We start from the raw sequence: 24843 nt of genomic DNA, 5'->3' as shown, positions 1-24843 counted from the left end.
TATGGATATTAAAATTCTTTTAAGTATTGCTGGGGGAGCGGTTTGTGGTGCTTGGCTTCGTGCCTATCTAAGTCTATGGTTAAATCCAGCTAGTGAGTTATTTAATCTCGGAACCTTAGTTGCAAATGTTTTAGGGTGCTTTATTATAGGCTTAATGCTCTCTATGGTAAGAGATATACGCCTAAGTGTAGAGTTACAACAGCTAATCGTAACTGGATTTTTAGGAAGTTTAACTACTTTTTCTTCTTATAGTGCAGAAGTAGTACAAAAAATTGCACAAGGGAATTGGGGACAAGGAATCCTTGTTGCTTCAATCCACTTAATTCTAGGATTTTTAAGTACAGGACTAGCCATATTTTTATGGCGGATCACAAAACAAATTTTAAATAAGTAAGGGAATTTATGAGTAAACCAGTTATTCTGAGTGGGATTCAACCTTCTGGTTCTTTAAGTTTAGGTAACTATTTAGGATCTTTACGTAATTGGGTAAAAATGCAAGATGAGTATGAGTGTTTTTACTGTGTGGTAGATTTACATGCGATTACTGTGCGTCAAGATCCACAAGCTTTACATAAAGCTAGTTTAGACATGGTGGCTTTATATTTAGCAGCGGGAATTGATCCAACCAAAAGTACAATTTTTATTCAAAGTCATGTTCCTGAGCATGCAGAGTTAGGCTGGTTATTAAATTGTTATACTTATTTTGGTGAATTAGGGCGTATGACCCAATTTAAAGATAAGTCTGCACGTTATGAACAAAATGTAACCGCAGGATTATTTGATTATCCTGTACTTATGGCAGCCGATATTCTTTTATATCAAACAGATTTAGTTCCTGTGGGAGCTGACCAAAAGCAACACCTAGAGTTAACTAGAGATATTGCTGAGCGTGTAAATAAAATCTACGGTAAGGATACTTTTAAAATTCCTAATCCATTTATCGCTCCTGAGGGTGCTAGGGTAATGTCATTACAAGACCCTACGAAAAAGATGTCAAAATCAGATGACAATCCTAATAATGTAATTTATCTATTAGAAGATCTGAAAAAAGTAACTAAAAAAATTAAATCAGCAATTACCGATGGTGATGAACCACCTCGTGTAGTTTATGACTTAGAAAATAAAGCAGGGATTTCAAATCTTCTCGATATAGCTTCTGCAATTTCAGGTAAATCTGTTGCTCAATTAGAAGCAGAATTTAAAGATTCTATGTACGGTAACTTTAAAAAATATGTTGCTGAAGAAGTTTGCAAACTTTTAGAAGACTTACAAACGAAATTTTATCACTATCGTGAAAATGAAGAACTTCTGAATAAGATTATTGCAGAAGGAGCTGCTAAAGCAAGCTCACGTGCGAAACTAACTTTAAATAAATTTAAAGAAAGAATCGGTTTTGTTTTACCTGCAAATAGATAAAGATTATTAAAGCGTAACTTAGGGTTACGCTTTTTCTCATGTAATTATGATAAGTTTAGATTTAGAAAAAATCGATAATAGTTGGAAACGAGAGTTAGCTAAAGCTTTTAAGAATCCAAGTGAATTACTAGAATATCTCGAGTTAGATCCTCAAGTCAAAAGTGAGATTGCAGGAAAACCTTTATTAAAAAGTTCTTTCCCTATGTTAGTGCCTCAGTTTTTTGCTGATCTCATGAAACCAAGAGATATTAATGATCCTTTACTTTTACAAGTATTACCTTTTAGTGAAGAGCTAACTGAACGTCAAGATTTTGTCTTACAACCTTTAGACGAACAAGATAACTTTATCCCCGTTGCTAATATTGTTCACAAGTATCAAGATCGTTTGCTCTTTTTACCTAAAGGGGGATGTGCAGTAAATTGTCGCTATTGTTTTCGTCGTAACTTTCCCTATGAGCAATTGGGAGCAAGTAAGCAAGAATGGGTAGAAGCTTTAAACTATGCTTATCAACAACATATTTCTGAACTCATTCTTTCTGGTGGTGATCCTTTAATGATGACTGATAAAGAATTTGTTTGGTTGTTTAATCAAGTACTTGAACGTAATCAAACTTGTACGACTAAGATTGACAGAATTAGAATTCATTCGCGCTTGCCTATAGTTTTACCACAAAGAATTACCGCACAATTTATCGAGATGTGTCAAGCTTTAGCTTCCTACGGAATTAAATTAATTTGGGTAAGTCATATAAACCATCCACAAGAAATAAGTACTTTATTACAAGAGAAGGTACAAAATTTAACTAAAGTAGGAGTCTTGGTATTAAATCAGTCGGTATTACTTAAAGGGATAAATGATTCAGTTGAAGTTTTAGAAGAGCTATCGAGAAAACTATTTCAGGCGGGAATTTTACCTTATTATTTACATTTGTTAGATAAAGTAAAAGGATCGACACATTTTTATCTTGATGATGTGCAAGCTTTAGAGCTCTATGCCCAATTGCAAACTAAGACCTCAGGTTACTTAATTCCTAAACTGGCTCGAGAGGAAGTAGGGAAAAAGCATAAAACCTTGTATACTGCTTAATCTTTTGCATCAGAGATGTAAAGATTTTAGGAGCGGTTGGAAATCTTAGGATTTGAAAATTAAAATAATTGGAGCTAATAAATTTTTGGCTGGGATAGAGCTAAGCTGGCTCTAGCTTTAATTTGAGAGAAGCGAATTTTTATTAAGAAAAACTCAGAAAACGAAAAAATTAATATAAATATCTTTTATTATTTATCAATAATTTAAGGAAAAAGTAATTTTGGTTGATTTTGCAATTTTTGTAGAAATAAATTTCGCCTCTTAATTTATGTATATGAAAAATAGAGGATTTTGCTTAAAATGTTTTTTCGCTTTTGAAAAAGTTGCAAATAAATTGGAAAAAGTTGCAAAAAAGGTGCAATTTTTGGTAAGTTGCAATGCAAAATTTAATCTTGTAAAATTTAAACTATCAACCAAAAAGAGAAAAGAAAATGCAAAATATTGAAATTAAAAATTTAAACCTGTTCTACGGGAAAACTCAAGCTTTATTTGATGTAAATTGTACTTTAGAACAAGGTAAGGTTTCTGTTTTACTTGGTAAATCAGGAGCAGGAAAATCTACTTTCATTAGAACTTTAAATCTTTTAGAGATTCCTTCGAGTGGAACCTTAAATATTGATAATCAAGTAATTGATTTTAGTAAAAAAGTTTCAGACAAACAAGCACAACTTTTACGTCGTAAAGTTGGCATGGTATTTCAAAATTACAACTTATGGCCACATAAAACGGTATTAGAGAACTTAACCTATGCTCCAGTTACTTTAAAACTACTGAGCAAAGAACAAGCAAAAGAGCAGGCATTAAAATTATTAGAGATCCTGCAAATTGTTGAACATGCGGATAAGTACCCTCTACAATTATCGGGTGGACAACAGCAAAGAGTGGCAATCTGTCGTGCTTTAATGATGCAACCAGAAGTGCTACTTTATGATGAGCCAACGGCTGCTCTTGATCCAAATATTACCGGACAAGTTGCAAAAATTATTAAAGACTTAGCTTCAACTGGGGTAACACAGATTATTGTCACCCACGATGTAGGCTTTGCTCGTCAGGTTGCAGATAAAGTTTACTACTTTGAAGGTGGGAGATTAATTGAACATGGTGAAGCTGAGCAAATGTTTAATCACCCGCAAACTTCAGAGTTCCAAGAATATCTAACCTATTCTAAGTAGGAGGAAGTTATGGATCAAATTAACTTCACGCTCTTAGAAATAGTGTTAAAAGGAGCTATGTGGACTATTATTGTTTCCGTACTCTCAATGCTTTTAGGGATGCTCCTTGCAATAATTTTTCTTGGCTTTCAAAAAACTCCTTTTAAATTAATTTCTGCACCTTTTGAAGTATTTTTAATGATGCTTCGAGGCTTACCAGAAATTGTTATGGTTTTCCTAGTTTATTATGGTGGAAGTCAGTTATTAAGTAATTTTGATATAAATTTAAGTGCTTTTACCGCAGGGATTATAGCCTTAGCTCTTGTTTTTGCTTCTTATGCTTCCCAAACTTTACGTGGAGCTATAGAGTCGATACCTCAAGGGCAATGGTTGGCTGCTCGAGCTTTAGGAATTGGTAAAGTTAAAATTTTCTTTGACATCATTTTGCCACAAATGTGGCGTCAAGCGATTCCTGGTTTAACTAATCAATGGTTATCTTTATTAAAAGATTCTTCATTAGTATCTACGATTGGAATTAGCGAAATCATCTTTACTACGAGCTCAGTAATTAAAGTTACTCACCAACCGTTTACTTGGTACATCATAGCGGCTATTCTTTACTTAATTATTTCAGTAGTGTCAAATCTAATTATCAAGCGTTTAGATCGTCACTTTAATTCTTACTTAATAACGGCTAATAACTAGGACTTAATAATGTTACAAGATTACCTAGATGCTTTGTCCGTAATCGTACAAGGTATCCCTACAACTCTCTACATTACTTTTGGTGGTTTAGTTTTAGCTTTTATTATTGCGAGTTTTTGTACAACTGTAAAATTTATTGCTCCTAAACCTTTTGGTAAAGTTGTAGATCTTTATGTTTTAATTTTCTCTGGAACTCCTCTATTATTCCAGTATTTTATTTTTTACTATAGCCCAACCCAATTTACTTCTTTACAAGGAACTTGGATCTTAGAGTTATTTAGCAATACTTGGTTTGTTGCGATTCTGACTTGTGGCATGAACTCAGGGGCTTATACCACGATTATTTTTAATGGGGCAATTAAAAATATCGATAAAGGGCAGTGGGAAGTTTGTCGTTCTATGGGGTTATCTAAATTCCAAACTTACAAATTACTCTTCCCTTATGCTTTAAGAAGAGTATTACCTACTTATTCTAATGAAGTAATCTTATTGTTCAAAGGTACTTCATTGGTGAGTATGATTACCGTTACCGATATCTTTGGTTATGCTAAAAATTACTATGGTGAAACCTATGATGCCATCACTGCTTTCGTAGCTGCGGGTATAGTTTACTTAGTAATAAGTATGATCTTAACCCTCATTTTAAGATTTATTGAAAAACACTGGTTAAAATACGCAATTTAATCGTGTTTACTTAACTATTTTCATTTCAAAAACTCAAGTTAAGTGCATTTTCTTTCTTTTTGGTCTTGAGTTTTTTATAAAATATTACGATTTATCAACAAATTTTTTAAGGATAGAAATTATGAAAAAGCTTTTTGGAAATAAACTTTGTGCTTTAACTTTTTGTGCTTTAGGTTTAGCTTTTAGTGGTTCGGCTTTAGCTTTAGATAAAAGTAAAACCTATATTGTGGGAACGGAAGCAACTTATGCTCCATATGAGTACCTCAGTGACAAAGGTGAAGTGGTAGGTTTTGATATAGATTTAATTAATTATGTTTGTGAACAAATTGGGATTACCTGTAAAGTAGAAAATCAAGCTTTTGATGGTTTATTCTCTAATTTAAACTTTAAAAAGATTGATATGGTAATTGCTGGGGTGCATCCAACAGAGGCTAGATTAAAAGTAGCAGCTTTTTCTAATGAATATTTACCAAAAGAGAAAAATGTTTATTTAGTGTTAAAAGCAAATAATTTTAACGATGTTTCTGAGTTAAAAAATGTAGGAACTCAAGCGGGAACTTCGCAAGCTGTATACTTAGATACCAAAACCAAGTACAAAGTAGTTAAATATCAAACTAATGATTTAGCTTATTTAGATTTAAGAGCTAAAAGAATTGATGCTTACTTACTAAGCGAAGAAGTAGCAAAACCAATTATTAATAGTAATCAAGATTTTACTACCGTTGGTGAGCCTTTAACTGATCCTATTTTTGGTTTAACTGGACCTGCAATTGCGGTACATAAACAAAATAAAGAACTCTTAGAAGCAATTAACCAAGCTTTAGCAACAGCTCAAGAAAGTGGCTTTTTAGCACAATTAAAAGCTAAATATGGCATGAATTAATTTTTAAATAAAAATTATTACTACTAAGCGAACTCTAAAATAAATGAGTTCGCTTTTTTACTGTGCAAAAGTTTGAGGATAGGAGTAAAATATACAAGGAAATTTTTTTAATTTAGAACTCTTACTTTGACTTTATGTCTACGAAATTTAAATCTATTATTAAGTATCAGTGGGTAAATATTTTACCTACATTTATCTCTGCGAGTTTGGTTTTAATTTTTCTTGGATCTCTAGATCTCTTCCCTCTTTATTTACCTATGTGTTTAGGGTTAATTGCAGGGGGAGTAGTAGATGTAGATAATAAATTTTCCGGTAAGGTAAAAAATGCTTTTCTAATTTTTATTATCTTTCTGATTGCCGAAACTATAGTGCTATATACTTTCCATAATTTTATTTTGTTATGGATATCAAGTATTATTACGGCCTTTGTTTTTGTAATGTCTGGAGCTTTTAGTAAAAGTTTAAAAACCGTTGGCTTTGGTGGGGTATTAATAATTTGTTATAGCATGTTCCTATGTTTTCATGCTACAGATTTTACCATGGCAGTTGAGCATCTACTCTATATGCTTGTAGCAGCCATGTTCTACACGGGAATTTCACTTTTAATTCACGTGCTCTTTCCAAATCGTGGGATTAAGAACAATGTTTCAGATTTATATAATGCTCTGAGCGACTTTTTATCAATAAAAGGAAGCTTTTTTGATCCTGATGATGAAACTTACCGTCGTGAATTTACCTCTCCAGATAAGGAAAATGGGGGCGAGCTGATTGCTAATAACTATTACAATAAGCATTATGAAAAAGCTCGTAATCATTTAATTGAACAGTTTGAGTTAACTAAGGCTTCATTAATTATTCGCATAAAATCATTTGGTAAACGTAAAACTACCAGTGATATGATGCGTTATTACTTAACTGCCGATAATATCTTTAAAACCTTAGATTTTAATTTACAAGATTATCAACCTCTTAAAGATCGTTTACAAGATAGCGATATAATGTTCCGTATTCAACGGATTTTAATGCTCTATGCGACAGCTGCTTCACAGTTTTCTTATGATTTAACTAGTGAGCGTATGGTAGCTTTAGATAAGCGTATTCTTGTATCGATTGAACGTTTAGAAGCCTCAATTAATAAGCAAAGAGCTTTGCATTACTATCACGTTGATAGTCTACAGTTACTCTTAACCAAACTAAAAAAAGTATACTGGTTGTTACAAAATATTAATAACGAAGAAAGTTTTAAACAAAATGTACAACAGTTTACTCCAGAACACCACGCAAAAGTAAGCTTTAAATTAAAACTCCAAACAGCATTAAATGATTTTAGTTTAAAATCACCAATTATGCGTCATGCTATTCGAGTATGTATGCTGTTATTAATGTCAGGGTTTGTCTTTTATTTCTTAAGTTTACAATTTGCTTTTTGGTTTATGATGGCAGGGGTTCTTGTAATTCAACCTCGGTATTCTTTAACCAAAACACGGGTTAAACATAGGGTATATGGTTCGATTTTTGGAGCCTTAGCTGGAGCTTGTTTAGCTTTCCCAGTAGATACTATGCCGGTGGAATTATGTATTGCTGGAATTACGACCTTAACTTTATTCCAAGTAACTAAAGTCTTAAATTATGGTTACTCTACTTTCTTCTTAACCATGGCTGTTTTCTGTACTTTCCGTACTGCAGGGTTAGAGTTAACGCCGATGGTAGTTTTTGAACGGATTCTTGCGAATACTTTAGGGGCGGCTTTATGTTATCTTGTGATGAGCTATGTTTTACCGGAATGGAAATATTTAAATCTAGGTAAAAATGTTCGTCAGGTTTATGACTATAATAAACGTTTACTTTTATCTCTCGTGGGCGTGCTTTTAAAACACCCAATTAGTGCTTTTGATTTAAATAAACGTTTTTTAATCGCTCAAAACTCTCATATTTCTTTACAAAGCGTAGTTTCAAGTATTGTTAGTGAACCAAAAATTTATCGTTTATACATTACGCCATCAATTAAACTCATGGCTTTAAATGATTATATTTTGTCGAACTTAAGCTTAATTAATCAATTGTTAATTGAAGCTATGGAAGGAAATAAGTTAGAGGAAATAGATGCTCAGACTATAACTCTCTTTGAACGTCTTGCCTTAATCTATTCTAATCTTTATGCTTATGGTGATGATGAATTAAGAGTTACGGTGGGTAAATTTATAGCCGAAGCTAATGAAGTAGCAAACCAACATGAAGATAAAGATGAAAGCTTTAATTTAAACTTTTATCTTAATGAAAAAATTGTAGGGATTGCGGTAGCTTTAATTAATTATCGTCGTGAGTTAGCTTTAATTTATCAATTAACCAAAATTGATCAGAAACTATTTGAAAAAGTTAAAGATAAAAAACAAACAAGTAGTGAGTCTATTGCTAAAAATACTTCAGAGGTGGCTAATGCTGTAGCTACAGCTAAGGTTCTCGACAATGAAGTTATGGCAAAAACTGTAGCTAAAGCTGAAGCTCAAGCTCGTAAAGAGCAAGTAGAAGAAGTTTTAGCTACCGAGAAAAAAGCTGATCAGGAAATTGAGGATAAATTAGTAGCCTCTGCGGTAAGGTTAGATCATGAAAGTGTGGTTGCGAGTGAACAATTAACGGCTCAAACAAGTAAAAAAGAGCAAATTGCTCAAGCTCAAGCCCAACATGAAATTCAAACCAATGCTTATATTTCTCAAGCGGCACAAAACTCTATTGCCGATATTGAAAGCGGAGCTAATAGCGAGCAAGTAGAAAAAATTATTGCTCACCGTTTAGGACAAGAAAATTTAGGGTTTGAAACTACATCAGCTTCTAATCTCGTAAGAGAAGAAGTACCTGAGGAGGTAGAAACTCAAGTTCCCGTTCCTGAACTTAACCCTGAGCAAGTCCAAAAAGATTTAGCTATTCAAGCTCAAGTAGATAAAGAGAAAACTGAAGCTTTAGTCGATGCTGAACTTGCAAAAATCCCTAAAACCGAAGATGATGTTTTAGTGGACTTCTTAACTAGCCAAGAAGTACAAATGACTAAACAAGTTGAACAGGATGTATTTTGGCATGATACTGCAGATGAGATAGCTCGAGTTGAGCAAGAGCAAAGCAGTAAAGAACAAGAAGCTCAAGCTTTAGCTATGGCGGATAAGCTTACACAAGAAACTTTAAATAAACAATTTAATCAAAAATAACCTTTAAGACCAGTACCGAGGTATTGGTCTTTTTTACGTGGTTATGTGATAAAATAGAGGTTTGAAAAATAATAACTATAGCAAATGGATTTTTTAAAAACATATGACAAAATTTGCCATCGATCAAATTTTTTCTACCTTTTTATTTAATGTAGAAAATCCAGAGACGCCTCTATTCCGCTTATCGAATCAGCAAATGCGAACCCCTTTTGATAATCATATGTTTGAAAGGGTAATGCTTGAACGTGAGCACGCAAAGCAAACCACTTATACATACATTATTTATGATACTCCAGACTGTGTGTTGCTTCGTAATGGTTTAATGGTGCAAGTCTTTGAAGACAAGGATATCGAAAAAAGAATTGTTAAAGTTCTGAAATTTGATTATCAAGATATTAATAAAGTCCCTCAGCTCGTCGATGAATTTAGTGTACCGATTACCAGTCGTTTAGATCTGCATAAGCTTTTGTACTTTGAAGCATATGATCTACCTTTTTTAACGACGCTTTTAGCCCCAAGATTTCCGATTATTGATAAAGGCAATAAGATTTTAGAGATCAAGCCTTTACTACGTTTTGAAGCTAATATTTTGGATAATAGTTTTACCGTTGATGAAGCCAATGACTTTGCAGATTCAACGCCTATAGAGTTACGTCATTATTCTTTTGAAATGTTAGGAAAACAAGATCTGTTTAACTCCATCAATAATAATAGTGGCTTTACTTTATTTGAAAACTCGATTGCCAATAACTTTCAAGAAACTCCAAGTAAGTATGATTATCTTGTGCCCATAAATACGGAAATGCGACCAAGTTATGAGAGCGAGGGCTGGCAAGAGTTTTTATCAGACACCTTTATTGCGAAAGAGTTTAAGAGTTACACTCTAAAAGAACGTCAATCAGTTACGCACTCTACGTATAATTATAAAAGTCGTTATTATGATAGTGCTTTTGCTCGAGGTAAAAAGTTTTCTTACTACTTAGTCCATATTAGTAGTCGTCAAGGTAACTTTTATGAAAACTATATAAATCTCATGCTTAATCTAGATTTTGCCGTAAAATTTACGCCTGAGCCTGAGCATTTACATATTTTAAATTTTTTACACTTGTATAATCCAACTCAAGATTTTGATGCTTTAGACTTTAAAAAAGAAGTAGAGCAAAGATTGGATTTTACCATTTACGACATTCGTGATCGAGCTTTAAAGATTCAAGAGTTTCTGTTTAAACATTTTATTTATACTCATTTTGCTCCTCTTAGCTATACCAAAGAAATGGCACTGGAGCTAGTTGAGGTTTTAAAAACTTTAACTTTTATTTTAGATCGTCTCATGGGAAGTAAAAGTCCAGAAATTCGGACAGCCATGAATTATGATCAAATTATTAAAGAAGTAAAAATGATTATCAGTAAACTTGAATATAAGTTATCGATTACCTCTAATGTTCATGATCTGGTGATTAGAAGACTACTAGAATCCCCGACATTAACGACAGCAATTCTATTTTTACGTCATTTATATTTAGAAAGATTTGGTCGTAATTTAGAACCTTTATTTACAACTAAACCTAAGAAAAACAGGGGCTAATTTAGCTCCTATTTTTATAACTCCCCTTATAACTAATAATCCCTTTACAACTTAAAGGAAGCAAAGGAAAAGAAATGGCTACCAAAAAGAGCAAAGTAGTATATGTTTGTACTAACTGTGGCTTTGATTATCCTAAATGGGAAGGACGTTGCCGAGCTTGTGGAGAATACAATACCTTACAAGAGTTTAAGGTTGAAGCTCCTTTGACTACCGGAGCTCAAGTAACTAAACAAGTTAAACCTCGTTCGGCCGTGGAAGCACAACAAGCGGGGAAAGAAGAGAAGCGTAGTGGTTATGCTGGTTTTTTTGATGAAGGTATCAAAAGAATTAGTCAAATTGAAGTACAAAAGATCGAACGCACTAAAACCGGATTTAGTGAATTTGATCGGGTGCTGGGAGGAGGTATAGTTCCTGGTTCAGCAATTCTTGTCGGCGGACATCCTGGTGCAGGTAAATCTACAATTTTACTGCAAATAGTTACTAAGTTAAGTGAAAACAATAAAATTCTCTATGTAACTGGTGAAGAGTCTTTAGAGCAAGTAAAGATGCGAGCTGAACGTGTTGGCATGCCTTTAAAAGATCATAATCTTTTAATGCTCTCGGAAACTTCGGTTGATCGCATCGTACAAATTTGTGAAGAAGAAAGACCAAATATTCTGATTATAGACTCAATTCAAGTAATGTCTTTAGATGGGATAAGCTCGAGTCCCGGTTCGGTATCTCAAGTTCGTGAAAGCGCAGCAGCTTTAACGAGATATGCAAAACAAACTCATACTTCAGTAATCATGGTTGGTCATGTTACCAAAGAAGGAGCTTTAGCTGGACCTAAGGTTTTAGAGCATGTTATTGACTGTTCTTTAATGATTGAAACTGCCGAAGACTCAAGGTTTAGAATTATTCGTTCAACCAAAAATCGTTTTGGAGCTGTAAATGAGATAGGCGTATTTATGATGGATTCTCTTGGTTTACACGAAGTCAAAAATCCATCTGCAATTTTTCTCTCTCGCACCGATGAACCAGCTCCAGGTTCGGCAATAGTGGTGCTTTGGGAGGGCTCGCGTCCTTTAATTGTAGAGATTCAATCTTTAGTAGATAACTCTAACAAAGAGTCTTCACGTCGCATCTCTAATGGTTTTGATAATAATCGTTTACAAATGCTTCTTGCGATTATGGCAAAACATGGAAGCATGCAAATGTACAATCATGAGGTCTATGTAAACGTGGTGGGAGGAATTAAAGTCCAAGAAACTTCTGCTGATCTAGCCGTAGTTTTAGCTATCTTGAGTTCTTCTTTAAATAAAGTTTTACCTCGAGGGTTAATTGTCTTGGGGGAATTAGGTTTGAGTGGAGAGTTACGTCCGGTAGCTATGGGACAAGAACGCCTTGCCGAAGCCGCTAAACATGGATTTAATACCGCAATTATTCCCGCAAGTAATAAAATTAATATTCAAATTCCTAATATGGAAGTGCATCATGTAAAAAATCTCAAACAAGCATTTGCCGTAATTAGAGAGTTACTTAGTCAACAGGGGGGATAAAATATGTATGGCAGTTTACACGGAATTTTATTAGATAAATCAACCAATACCATTCTTATAGATTGTCAAGGAATAGGTTTTGAGGTAACTGTTCCTTTAACTACTTTTCAAAGATTACCTGCTGTAGGGAATAAGGTATTTTTATTTGTCTATCAAAGAGTACTCGAAGATGCCCATCAGTTGTTTGGTTTTGCTCATGCTATTGAGAAGAAGATTTTCCAAGAGTTAATTAAACTAAATAAGGTCGGACCAAAGATCGCTTTAGCGGTGTTAGGGATGTATGATTTTGTTAGCCTTTTAAATATTATTACCAATAAAGATCAAAAATCTTTAGCTGCTGTGCCTGGCATAGGTAAGGCAACGGCTGAGCGCATGATTGTTGAATTAAATAATAGAATTGAAGGAATTCAAGAAGCTTTAGCTTTAGGCAAGCAACAGATGAAAATGTTAAATAAAGCCTATGAGCAGTTAAATACTCAAGAAACTAGTCCAGCACCAATTAAGCTTGAAACTGTAGAGGAAGAAGTTACCTCTACCTTTGATTTTAATGAACTTGAATTTAGTGCTGAGGTTAATATGAGTCAAGACCCTATTCGCTATTCAGCATTACAAGCATTAACTAACCTAGGACTCAAAGATTTACAAGCCCAGCAACTATTGGAAAAAGTATATCGACCTGAATTAAGTTTAGAACAGTTAATTAAAGCTTGTCTTGATTTTTATAAAGGTAAATAAGTATGCAAGATAATAATCGTTTAGTTTCTGCTCAAGAAGCTTTGGGAGAAAAGCAACCTGATCGAGCTTTGCGCCCTACTTTATTAGAAAATTATATCGGGCAAGAACCTATAGTTGAGCTTTTATCTGTAAGTATTAGTGCTGCTAAAAGAAGAGGTGAGCCTTTAGATCATACTTTAATTTTTGGACCTCCTGGGTTAGGGAAAACAACTCTTGCCAATATTATAGCCAATGAGATGGGAGTTAATATAGTTACTACTACAGGACCGGTATTAGAAAAGGCTGTAGACTTAGCAGCAATTTTAAATGGTTTACAACCTAATGATATTTTGTTTATTGATGAAATTCATCGTTTACCGGCAAAGGTTGAAGAAGTTCTCTATAGTGCGATGGAAGATTATGAAATAGATATTTTAATTGGGGAAGGAGCGGGGGCAAACACTATGCGTTTACCTCTTTCGCCTTTTACTTTAGTGGGTGCGACCACAAGAGCCGGAAGTCTAACAGGTCCTCTATATGCACGTTTTGGTAATCACTATAACTTAACCTTCTATCATGCCCAAGAGTTAGCACAAATTGTGATTAACTCAGCTCGTAAATTAAATATCGAAATAGATGCTATCTCAGCTCTTGAGATTGCCAAACGAGCACGAGGAACGCCTCGTATTGCTAATCGTTTGTTAAGAAGAGTAAGAGATTTTGCTGAAGTCTTAAATAACGGGATTATTGATCAAGAAATAACTTGCCTTACGCTCGATAAGTTAAATATAGATGCCTGTGGTTTAGATCGCTTAGATTATCGTTTACTCGATGCCTTAATCAATCAATTTAATGGAACTGCAGGAATTGAAGCCTTAGCTTCATCAATCGGAGAAGATAGATTAACACTTGAAGATGTGGTTGAACCTTACTTAATTCAGCAAGGATTTATTATTCGTACGCCGAGAGGACGTACTGCTAGTGAAAAGGCAAAACTTTATTTACAAGCTTTAGATTTAGGTAATTAAAAGAAATGATGTTAAGAAAAATTATTTTAAGTTTAGTGGCTCTGTCTTTAATCTCTTCTACATTTGCAAATAGTGAGAAGCAACAAACTTGTTCTGAAGCAAAAACCTATAGCCGAGAGGTAGTATTAGTTCCAAGTTGTCATCTAGGGATAGCGACTAAAGATTATATTGCTCTTCCTTTACTTTCAGGGTTAGATCCTAATTTAGGAGCGAATTTTATTGTTAGTAATCAAGTAAATCAAGCATTATACTCTTGGTTAAACCAAGGAACTAAACAAGAAGTTAAAAATTTTGTTCTTGACTATTATCAAAAGTATTTAGCTTATGCTCCTGAAGCCAAGTATGCTTTTATTCTAAGTGATTATCAGGCTCAGGAAGCTACACAAGGTAAAGTAACTAGTCTATTTATTACTACATCACAGCAAGCTTTATTTACCCAAAATAAACTAGAAGCTTTAGAAGTACAGCAAGATCAACTTTGGTTAAAACCTGGTAAAACCATAGCTATAACTTTGGTAGATTATCAAGGGGTAACCAATCAATCTGATTTAACAATTTTATTAACCAATACCAGTGAAACTCAACTTGCGCTAATTGCTAATTCTCTTAATGTCTATCTAGATGTAATTTTACCCGTAGAAGCACCAAAAGCTAAAGCTACAATTAGCTCTGGTGATTCAGTTATTGCAGGAGACAACATCACTATTAGTAATGACAGTGGCGATGTAGTGATTAGTGGGGGACAGATTCAAGCTGGAAAAGTTTCGGTTTCAGGAGCAAATGTTAATATTCAAAACTCAAATATTAATGCTGGTAAAAGTATAAATTTACAAGCGGATAAAAGTTTAAATGTGAAACAATCTGAGTTTAATGCTCCTCAGGTAAATGCTCAAGCTCCGCAAATAAATGATGATGGTTCCTTAACTAAGGTAACGACCATGAGTCAGTTTACTGTACCACGAATTGTTGGCATCAATGCTTACTTTGCTCAAGTGCTAGCTGCTAAAGGTAATTACATGTCTTTACCAATTATTGATCCTATTTTAGCAGCAAAAATTTTAGGACAAGATGTAGGAACATTAGGTAGTGAACAAGACTATCAAGATTTTATTCTCAAATTTGCTCAAGAGTTTGCTCAGGGACAATATTTAAAAGATCTAGCTCCAACTTATGCAGCTAGGTTATGGAAATTTTATCAAGGTCAATAACCTCAGTTGCTTTTAAGGAAATATAGAGATTTAGGCAAAAACGGGGTATAATATAAGACAGCAAAACTCTCAGGGTAAGAGCTTGAAAGGAAGATATTTTCTTACGGAAAACTTTATCTTGAGATTTCGGGGTAAACTCTGTAAAATTTTGAAAAAATATTTTACAATTTGAAGTTTATTTTTCCTATTAACTTAATCAATTATTTCTATACCATGACTTCGGAAAAAAGAGAATTATGGTTGGGAAAAAATGGTGCTAACTTTGCAAAGACCGTAAAATACCTAAGTGAAGAGTTTAGTAACTCAAGTGAACAAGTACTTTTAAAGTTACTAGTGCTAAATGATCTTTACTTAACCGGTTATGCTTATGCTGTTCAATTTGATAATGATATAGATCGTTACTTTGTGGCAATGCTTGCACTAAAAAATCAAGTGCAAAACCCATTGGGGGTTGTTAACTTAGAGAGTGATTTACTATCATTATTTTTAGTTGATAATGAAGTTGAGAAAAAAAATGTAGTTGCAATGACAACTAAATTAGCTCAACTATGCATAAACTCAAAACTAACAAATAAATTTAAAGTTTATACCAGTGTAGAGCAGTTAGATAGTGCTGGTCTCGGAGTATTAGTATTAACTTTAGATGAGTTACCAGAATTTTTAGAAAAATTTGAGTCTTTAGCGTCTAAACGTGTAAATGCATTACAAGAATATTTAAATGTAACTAAACAGATTCTTGAAAAAAATGCAGGTAGAGACGTTAAAATCAATGATCAAAGCATAGCTCCAGAATTAACTCAACAATTAAAAAATATAGCAGCTAAAGAAAATTTACATTTCTTACTGCCATATGAACAATTTACCAATCACACGGATTTATCTGTGTATACTTTACATGCTAAAGCACAGTCTTTATATGACTACTTTACAGAGCACTCTACTTCTTATGAAACCACGCATATAGTTTGTGATACCGATAAAGATGGTAATGATATAGAGGTAGGAGAAAAAGTCTATAAGTATACTTCTGCGGCTTTAGGTTTAGTATATGTTTTCAATGGCTATTTATATAATGAGCCAAAATATTACGCAAGTCGTCGTAATCTTCTTTCATTCTTACGTGCGTTATCTCCACAAACCTTATTTTGGGCTGATCAGTTCCGTCAAGAGCAGAGAATTAATCTTGAAGACTTTACCAGCCTTGTCGTACGTACGGCGAATGTAAAAATGTTTGAGTTATTCCCTCCTTATTTCTTAGAAATAAGCTTATTAGGAGGCAATAATGACAAGGTTATTTTTGATCCTTTAAAGTATTTACAAGATTCTCGCAATTTTGTTGCAGGTAATGGACTTACCTATACTCAGTATTCTGAATTACGCTTAACGCCAAGTAAACATTTAAGTAAGTTAAAAGATATAAATTCGCAATTTTTAGTGGCTTTATCTTTTGCTTTACAACAACGTTTAGTTCTTGTTGTGGCTAATGATCGTGAGCAAACCATTGCTAAATTAGAGGAAATTTGTACTAAAGTTCCTGATTTAAATACGATCAAAAATTACTTATCGGTAGTTGCGGTTAAGGATCTTCCTTTCTATCGTACTCGTAATGAGGTCGCAGTAATTTTAGAAGATGTAGAGTTAACTCGTAATCTGCTTTCAGATCTTGCTTGTATTATTGAAAGTCCTAATTATTCTCACTCTTCTTTAATTATTTTTGGTACTGGAGATACGGTTGAGCGTAGAGCTTCTAGTGATGAGGAAGGTGAGTTAAGAAAAGTTAACCCTGAAAACTATACAAATGTAGATAAACAAAGAGAAGTAATTGTTGATTTCTTACGTGATCGTCGTATTGTCCGTAGAAACAATCTTGCTCAAGATGTAAACTTTTACTATACGCCGAGTTTATCGAATACAGATATTACTTCGGGGGCTTATTTTGATCTGCAAGAACAACGTAACTGGAATAGTCAGTTATCGAGTGATAAGTTTTTAACGGTACGTTTAAATAACCGAGAAATTTCTTATTATCCGAATTTAAATGGAAACTTAATGGTATTAGCGGGAATTAATCGTAATTATTTCCGTAGTCCAATTAGTACGTTTAGTAGTTTTGAACGTCCTTATGCAAGTTATCAGGCAGAAGGTGCTTTTGTTCCTTACCATTTGAATTTAAATTCAGGGGATTTAATTACTAATGTTTCTATTGCCATTCATCGTGTAATTAATCTCTTTACGAACAGAGAACAAAGAATTTCTAAAATGCGTGATGTAGTTGCTTACTGGATTGTAAGTGATTCTCAAGCAGAGTTAATTCCTCTGTACGAAAAACTTTTCTCGAATATTTTTAATAAAGAAACTAATGCTAAGGTAGCAGTAAAAATTCTTGCTAATGAAGTAGATCCTAAAGCTGACTCTGACTCTTTATATGCTTATTCTCAAGTTAACTTAAACTTAATTAACCAAAAAGAGTCATATAACAATTTAATTGAAGTTGTTAATAAGGTTAGAAATAAGGTTCTCTCAAAAGTTTTAGAAGATAGCTATCAAAAAGATTCGATTGCAGGTTTATCGGAAAAAGATTCTTCGCTTGTAGATGATTTATTAGTTAATGATGTAGATCGTGAAATAGTCCGCACGATTAAATATTTACGTGCGTTAGAAGAAAAAGATCCTGAAAGCTTACCTGAGTCTTTTAAACAGGCTTTAGAGTTTTATAAGAGCAATTGTAGATATCAAGGGGTTACTGAACTCTACTTAATGACTTTTTCTGAGTACACTAAGTATTGTCAGCAAACTTCACCAGATCTAATTGTCGTAGAAAATAGTTATGATTTATATCGTGACGATACGGCAGCTGATTACGCAAACTTTATTCGCCATCTGCTCATTAAGAGAAAATCTTCGGTAGTATTAGTAAGCTCTCCTGAATCTACGGCAGAAGAATTATTTATTACTATAGATTCATTTGAATATAGAGTTTCAAATTCTCAGTTAATTTATGATTTACCTACAAGCGAGCGTTATGCTTATGGGGTTAATTTTAAACGTGAGGATTTTAAAGCTCCGGAATATAGTGAATTTAAAGCTACTGAATATCTAGAGCATAAAGATAGTCTTGTGAGTTATATTAGAGATAAAATTCAAAGTTTACAAAACCATACGCAAATTGTAAGCTTAGAAGCCTTTAATTTACCTTTAACTCCTTATGCTCTGCCAAATATTGCAAATCCTGATTACTATATTAAGGATAAAGGGCAATTACCTCCGGAGCGTAAATATGGTTATGTCCCAGCTCTAGGGGAAAAAGAAGTTGAAATTTATTTCAACTACTTAAATCTAACTAAATCAAAAGTTCTTAATGCTGCTTTAAGTCTGCTTTTACAACCTCGTAATAATAAATCTCGTGGCTTAATTGTGGTAAATAATCCTGAAATTAAAGCTTATCTAGAAGTTCTAGCTTCTGAATTTAGTTTTGTGGTTCATGATTTTGAATCTATTGCTTTAGAACGTGCGGTATTTAGTCATGCAGTAATTATTGCTGATCATGAGGTTTATTTACAACAAGCAATTATCCAACATGTAAGTTTATTAACTCGTGGTTTTAAAACAACGGGAAGTATTTTCTTATTTGCGGATATGGAACGTCAAAAGGATGTGTTAAGAATTATTGCTCATGATAATCCTTTTGAGTTAGGTGGACATTTATTTGGAATTTATCAAGTAAATACTACCAAAGGAGATGCTAAATTTACGGCAAGTAAAATGTTTAGGCATGACTTTTACTCACCATATTTTTATCTAGATCGTAGTACTGATAGTTTAAGCTTTGAACCAAGGGTAATGTTACCTGGGAAAATGCACTTTATGTCTAAGGATCGAGATAGAGATCCGGAAGTATTTAATAATGCTTTAAACATGTTTTCAAGTATTTTAAGTGCTGGTTTTGAGCAAAATAATTTTACTCATGGCTCAAGCAAAAAGCGTAATCGCAAAAAGAAAAAATAATTTAGGAAAGAGGGACTGCAAGGTCTCTCTTTTTTAATAAGAGCAAGTAACATTTATAAAGAGAAAAAATAACTTGAAATAAAGAGGAGAGATTCAGGAGATTAGTCTAAGAGTATAATTAAATAAGATCAGGGATTTTTTTACTCTGATCATATAAAAATAAGATTTAAGATCTTGAAATAATTATAAAATAATAGTACGATAAATAAGTGTTGTTACTTTTGTTTATCAGAAAAAGTATCTAAGAGCATCATTTTTATCAAGCTATTTTTTCTTGATAATAAATGCACAAAATATATCAGTCTTGATTAGACAATTAAAGATAAAAGTTTTTATCTTAGATTTAGTGTTTTCTTTTTGTTTTCTATGTAATTATTTTAATCGCAATTAACTATACACTTACAGAGTAAAGTGCAATAGCTACTTAAGATTAAAATAATTTTTTAAGTGTGGCCTTATGTATAAATACATTTTTCGTCGTATTTTAGAAGCTATACCGACATTGTTAATCTTGATAGCAATTACGTTCTTCTTAATGCGTTTAGCACCAGGTAGCCCATTTACTTCAGAGCGAGCATATCCACCTGAGATTATTGCGAACATTGAAGCGAAATATCATTTAAATGAGCCGATCTGGAAACAATTTTTAATTTATTTAAATAACTTATTACATGGTGATTTAGGACCTTCATTTAAGTATAAAGATTTTACGGTTAACCAACTGGTAGGACAATCGTTTGGAGCCTCTTTAAAATTAGGTTCAATTTCATTTTTAATTGTTTTAGTGTTAGGGATTACAGTTGGAGTTATTGCAGCTCTTTATCAAAATACTTGGATCGATTATTCGGTAATTAGTTTATTAGTTGTAGGTTCGGTAATTCCAACCATCGTGGCAGCTCCAGTGTTAATTTATGTTTTTGCAGTTAAACTGGGTTGGTTGCCATCAGGAGGATGGAATGGTGGGGCTCTAAGGAATATGATTCTACCAATTATTATTTATGTATATGGTAGTATGACTTTCTTAGCACGTATTACCCGTGGGAACATGATCGAAGTATTAACCAATAACTATATTAGAACTGCAAGAGCAAAAGGTTTAAGTACAAGATATATTATTATTCACCACACTTTACGTGCGGTAGCTGTACCTGTGGTACAAGTATTAACTTTATCTTTTGTTGGTTTTATTACCGGTTCAATTATCGTAGAGCAAATTTTCGGTATTCCAGGCTTAGGTCAATTATATGTACAAGGAGCTACTAACCGTGACTATGGTTTAGTTCTTAGTATTACAATTTTATCAGGAGTACTAATTGTTCTTGCGAATATAGTTAATGATATTCTCATGGCTATTGTGGATCCTCGTATTAAATTCTAAGACCTTAGGAGAATTTTAATGTCAACTAAAACTCTTAATCCAAACGCAGAAGAGCCTAAGGCAAATGAATTGGAAATAGATTCTCGTTCATATTGGCAAGATGCAGCAATACGTTTTATGCGTAATAAAGCTGCGGTAGCTTCGACAATTGTCTTATTAGCCATTCTTCTTTTTGTAATTTTTGCCCCGTTTTTTATTCATTGGAATTATGAAGATATTGACTGGGATAATATTTCTACGGGTCCCTCATCTTTACACTTATTAGGTACAGATGAAAATGGACGTGATGTTTTAGCTCGTATTGCTTACGGCGGGCGAATTTCTTTTACCATCGGATTTTTAACGGCGATTTTCTCAATTATTATCGGGGTTACCTACGGAGCTGTGTCTGGATATTTTGGTGGTCTTGTAGATAGTTTAATGATGCGTACGCTTGAAGTATTAGATTCATTACCAGGACTCTTTGTAATTATCATGGCTTTAGTATTCTTTGGTAATTCTCTAGTAACTCTAATCGGTCTTATGTCTATTACCGGTTGGTATGGTAAAGCTCGTATGATTCGTAGTTTAACCATAGCGGTAAAAAATCGTGAGTACATAGATGCAGCTCGAGTAATTGGGGTAAGTAATCCAAAAATCGTGTTAAAGCATATAGTACCTAACTTAATGTCAACCATTGTGATTTACTTATCTTTCTCTATTCCTGGAGCAATTGCTGGAGAATCAGCATTATCATACTTAGGTTTAGGGGTACAAGAGCCTTTAGCTTCATGGGGATCTTTAATTGCTGATGGTTCATCAGTGATGCAAGTAGCACCATGGTTACTATTCTTCCCATCATTATTCTTATCCACAACTATTTTCTGTTTCACCTTTATCGGTGATGGTTTACGTGATGCTTTAGACCCTAAAGATCGCTAGTTGTGAGTATAGATTTTTATTAAGATATAAGAATTCCATAGCAAATGGAAAAAAGATTAAAGGATATAAGAAATGTCTAAGTTATTATTAGATGTACAGGACTTAGAAGTAAATTTCAAAACCAATGATGGGGTGGTAACTGCAGTTAATAAATTAAATTTCCAACTGCGTGAAGGTGAAACTCTTGGGATTGTAGGAGAGTCTGGGTCTGGAAAATCTCAAGCTTCTTTCTCTCTTATAGGTTTACTAGCTGCTAACGGTTTTACGAATGGTAAAGCTTTATATCAATCGAATTTTGGCGAAGTAGATCTTTTAAGTCTTGAAGATAAAAAATTAAATCGTATTCGTGGTAATGAAATCTCAATGATCTTCCAAGATCCGATGACTTCATTAAACCCTTATTTAACCATTGGCGATCAATTAGCTGAAGTACTGGTTATTCATAAAGGCATGTCTAAACGTGAGGCTTTAAAAGAAGCGAAAAACATTCTTGATGCCGTAAAAATTCCAGAAGCAGAGAAGCGTTTAAAAATGTTCCCGCATGAGTTTTCAGGGGGGATGAGACAACGTATGGTAATTGCCATGTCTCTTCTCTGTAAACCAAAAGTAATTATTGCTGATGAGCCAACAACTGCTTTAGATGTGACCGTGCAAGCTCAAATTATGAACTTGCTCCGTGAGTTACAAAAGGACTTTAAAACTTCAGTAATTCTTATTACACATGATTTAGGGGTAGTAGCAGGCTTTTGTGAAAAAGTATTAGTAATGTATGGCGGAAGAACTATGGAATATGGTTCGACGCAAGACATTTTCTATAATCCAACTCACCCTTATACTCAAGGTTTATTAAAATCAATTCCACGTATTGATAAAGAAGACATTAAACTTTCATCAATTCCGGGAAATCCACCTAACCTTTTAAACTTACCAAAGGGTTGTCCATTTATGCCTCGTTGTGAGCATGCTATTGCTGAATGTAATAATCTTGCTCCTTTAACTCCTTTTGCTAATGAGCGTCGTCGTGCTTGTCATATTCCAGTTGACGAAATGACAAAACGTTATCAAAAACTACATGAAGAGTTAACCGGAGAAAAATTAACGGGTAATCATGCAAACTATTTTAGTGATGAACAAACAATTGTTGATCACACAGGTAGAGCTTTAAATGATAAATAGGGGTTAGGCTGTGAGTAATGAACTTAAAAAAGACCAAGTGCTTTTAAGTGTGCGTAACCTTGATGTAAATTTTAAGATTAAACGTTCTGGTGGTTTATTTTTCAATAAATACAACACTTTAAAAGCGGTAAAAAATGTTAATTTTGACCTCAAAGTAGGTGAAACTCTTGGGGTGGTAGGTGAGTCAGGTTGTGGAAAATCAACCTTATCCCGTGCGATTGTTGGTTTAGTTGAAGGAAAAGGAAGTGTTAAATTTCTCGGTGAGGAATTAATTGGCATTAGTCAACGTAAACGCCGTAAATATAAAAAAGATATCCAAATGATCTTCCAAGATCCTTCGGCATCTTTAAATCCACGTATTACCGTAGGTGAACTTATTGCAGAGCCATTAAAAATTCATTTCCCTCATATGACCAAAAGTCAAATTCGTGAAGAAGTATTGGCAACTATGCAAAAAGTTGGTTTATTACCTAACATGATAAACCGTTATCCTCACGAGTTCTCTGGAGGACAAGCTCAACGTATCGGGATCGCTCGTGCTCTGATTACCCGTCCAAAAATTATTATTTGTGATGAGCCGGTATCAGCTTTAGACGTTTCGATTCAAGCTCAAGTAGTAAATCTCTTAAAAGACTTACAAAAAGAGTATGGGATTAGTTTAATTTTTATTGCTCACGATTTATCAGTTGTGCGTCATATATCAGATCGCGTATTAGTAATGTACTTAGGATCGGTATTTGAATTATCTACTTCAACTGAAATTTTTGATAATACTAAACATCCTTATACTCGAGCTTTAATGTCAGCAGTACCTATTCCAGATCCTGACTTGGAGCGTAATAAGAAAATCGAGTTTTTAGATGGAGATCTCCCATCGCCAATTAATCCACCATCAGGGTGTGTATTTAGAACTCGTTGTAAATATGCTACAGAGCAATGTGCAACTACGCCTCCGAAGTTAGAAGACGAAGGAAGAAATGGCGTACCTCATTTTGTAGCTTGTTACAATTTAATTAACGTAAAAAATATTTAATTCTATAAAAGCTAACTCTCGAGGTTAGCTTTTTTTAGACATAAATTAAATAAAAATCTACTTTCTTTAGATATACAACTAAAAAGTAGATTATAATATGGAAGTAAAGTATTATATTCATTAAATTAAATTATTATTTCTAATTTCTAAGGTATGCTTTAATATGGCAGTATATAAGTACGATGATCTAGATGCATACATCTTATTACAATTATCACGAGATCCAAATATTTCTTACCGTACCATTGCTAAGGCTTATGGGATTAGTGTGGGAACCATTCACGTACGTTTAGATAAAATGCGTAGTGCTGGAGTAATTGAAAAAGCAAAAATCCAAATAGTTTCAGAAAAGTTAGGCTATGAAATTATGTGTTTTATTGGGATTACGCTAAATTCAGCTCATAGTTATCGTGGAGTAATTAATCGTTTACGTGAAATAAATGAAGTGACCGAAGCTTACTATACAACCGGTAGGTACTCGATTTTTATTAAGGTGATCGTTGATAGTATTAGCTCTTTACATCGTATTCTTACTGAGAAAATTCAAAGTATTGAAGAAATTCAATCAACTGATACGATTATTTCTATGGATCGACCAATTAATCGTCAAATTAACCTTTACGAAGGAAATCTTGATATTTCACATTTAAAAGATAGCAAAGAAGATTAAACTTTCTTAGTAAGGAATGTAGGAATGCGCAATATTTATTTAATCGGACATATGGCTTCGGGAAAAACTACCGTAGGTCAATTGTTAGCTCAAACTTTAAATTTAGACTTTGTCGATACAGATTCAAATATTGAATATCTTTTTTCAAAGCCTATAAATGAAATTTTTACGAAAGAAGGTGAGAGTCAATTTAGAATTTTTGAGACAGCGGTCTTATTACAAACTACTTTAATAAGTAACACGGTTATTTCTACTGGTGGTGGGATTCTTACACGCATGCGTAATGGTCTGTATATGAAAGACTTTGGGTTTGTAATTTATCTTGAATTAGATATCAAGCACCAAGCACAGCGTTTATTAGCAGACGATCAATTGAGCAAGCGTCCAATTGTTAGAGACTGTAAAAATATTGAAGATTTAATAAAAAAATTAGAAGATTTACATGAAAAACGAGATTTAAC

Annotated in this window: 19 protein-coding genes and 1 pseudogene; all 20 read left to right on the top strand. The window is 33.5% G+C overall.

Going from position 1 to position 24843, the window contains the following annotated elements; all coding sequences use genetic code 11:
- The first annotated feature begins 1 nt into the window (after window position 1).
- Window positions 2-394, top strand: coding sequence for a fluoride efflux transporter CrcB (crcB, locus tag CKF59_RS04130; protein ID WP_119534711.1), 393 nt, complete (start codon window positions 2-4; stop codon window positions 392-394).
- Window positions 395-402: 8 nt separating this feature from the next.
- Entirely contained in the window at window positions 403-1416 is a 1014-nt protein-coding gene (gene trpS, locus CKF59_RS04125; RefSeq protein ID WP_119534710.1) for a tryptophan--tRNA ligase, read from the top strand.
- Window positions 1417-1462: 46 nt separating this feature from the next.
- Entirely contained in the window at window positions 1463-2503 is a 1041-nt protein-coding gene (epmB, locus tag CKF59_RS04120; RefSeq protein ID WP_119534709.1) for an EF-P beta-lysylation protein EpmB, read from the top strand.
- 431 nt (window positions 2504-2934) lie between these two features.
- Window positions 2935-3675 (top strand): ATP-binding cassette domain-containing protein, encoded by a 741-nt coding sequence (locus tag CKF59_RS04115; RefSeq protein ID WP_119534708.1) that lies wholly within the window; start codon window positions 2935-2937, stop codon window positions 3673-3675.
- Window positions 3676-3684: 9 nt separating this feature from the next.
- Entirely contained in the window at window positions 3685-4359 is a 675-nt protein-coding gene (locus tag CKF59_RS04110; protein WP_119534707.1) for an ABC transporter permease subunit, read from the top strand.
- A 9-nt stretch (window positions 4360-4368) separates the two neighbouring features.
- The gene (locus CKF59_RS04105; RefSeq protein WP_119534706.1) at window positions 4369-5043 is read left to right on the top strand and encodes an ABC transporter permease; all 675 of its coding nucleotides are present in this window, start codon (window positions 4369-4371) and stop codon (window positions 5041-5043) included.
- A gap of 121 nt (window positions 5044-5164) precedes the next feature.
- Window positions 5165-5926 (top strand): transporter substrate-binding domain-containing protein, encoded by a 762-nt coding sequence (locus tag CKF59_RS04100; protein WP_119534705.1) that lies wholly within the window; start codon window positions 5165-5167, stop codon window positions 5924-5926.
- A 134-nt stretch (window positions 5927-6060) separates the two neighbouring features.
- Window positions 6061-9126 (top strand): FUSC family membrane protein, encoded by a 3066-nt coding sequence (locus tag CKF59_RS04095; RefSeq protein ID WP_119534704.1) that lies wholly within the window; start codon window positions 6061-6063, stop codon window positions 9124-9126.
- A 103-nt stretch (window positions 9127-9229) separates the two neighbouring features.
- The gene (locus tag CKF59_RS04090; RefSeq protein ID WP_119534703.1) at window positions 9230-10711 is read left to right on the top strand and encodes a hypothetical protein; all 1482 of its coding nucleotides are present in this window, start codon (window positions 9230-9232) and stop codon (window positions 10709-10711) included.
- A 74-nt stretch (window positions 10712-10785) separates the two neighbouring features.
- Window positions 10786-12249, top strand: coding sequence for a DNA repair protein RadA (gene radA / locus CKF59_RS04085; protein WP_119534702.1), 1464 nt, complete (start codon window positions 10786-10788; stop codon window positions 12247-12249).
- A gap of 3 nt (window positions 12250-12252) precedes the next feature.
- Window positions 12253-12984, top strand: coding sequence for a Holliday junction branch migration protein RuvA (gene ruvA / locus CKF59_RS04080; RefSeq protein ID WP_119534701.1), 732 nt, complete (start codon window positions 12253-12255; stop codon window positions 12982-12984).
- Window positions 12985-12986: 2 nt separating this feature from the next.
- Window positions 12987-13991, top strand: coding sequence for a Holliday junction branch migration DNA helicase RuvB (gene ruvB / locus CKF59_RS04075; protein WP_119534700.1), 1005 nt, complete (start codon window positions 12987-12989; stop codon window positions 13989-13991).
- A 5-nt stretch (window positions 13992-13996) separates the two neighbouring features.
- Complete coding sequence (locus CKF59_RS04070) at window positions 13997-15199, top strand: hemagglutinin repeat-containing protein (protein WP_119534699.1); 1203 nt, start codon at window positions 13997-13999, stop codon at window positions 15197-15199.
- A gap of 213 nt (window positions 15200-15412) precedes the next feature.
- Entirely contained in the window at window positions 15413-19204 is a 3792-nt protein-coding gene (locus CKF59_RS04065) for a hypothetical protein (protein ID WP_147397115.1), read from the top strand.
- A 457-nt stretch (window positions 19205-19661) separates the two neighbouring features.
- Complete coding sequence (oppB, locus tag CKF59_RS04060; protein ID WP_119534697.1) at window positions 19662-20582, top strand: oligopeptide ABC transporter permease OppB; 921 nt, start codon at window positions 19662-19664, stop codon at window positions 20580-20582.
- An 18-nt stretch (window positions 20583-20600) separates the two neighbouring features.
- A complete protein-coding gene (locus CKF59_RS04055; RefSeq protein ID WP_119534696.1) occupies window positions 20601-21503 on the top strand; it encodes an ABC transporter permease in 903 nt (300 codons plus the stop codon).
- A 72-nt stretch (window positions 21504-21575) separates the two neighbouring features.
- Window positions 21576-22550: pseudogene (locus CKF59_RS04050) on the top strand (oligopeptide/dipeptide ABC transporter ATP-binding protein); the annotation flags it as partial.
- A 139-nt stretch (window positions 22551-22689) separates the two neighbouring features.
- A complete protein-coding gene (oppF, locus tag CKF59_RS04045) occupies window positions 22690-23712 on the top strand; it encodes a murein tripeptide/oligopeptide ABC transporter ATP binding protein OppF (protein WP_119534694.1) in 1023 nt (340 codons plus the stop codon).
- 163 nt (window positions 23713-23875) lie between these two features.
- Window positions 23876-24382, top strand: a complete 507-nt coding sequence (locus CKF59_RS04040) for an Lrp/AsnC ligand binding domain-containing protein (protein WP_119534693.1) — start codon at window positions 23876-23878, stop codon at window positions 24380-24382.
- A gap of 24 nt (window positions 24383-24406) precedes the next feature.
- On the top strand, window positions 24407-24843 hold a 437-nt coding region (locus CKF59_RS04035; RefSeq protein ID WP_119534692.1), incomplete at its 3' end, for a shikimate kinase.

Origin of the sequence: Psittacicella gerlachiana (genome assembly GCF_003585965.1) — a bacterium.
Lineage (GTDB): Bacteria > Pseudomonadota > Gammaproteobacteria > Enterobacterales > Psittacicellaceae > Psittacicella > Psittacicella gerlachiana.
This window is presented reverse-complemented; position numbering and strand designations above follow the sequence as displayed.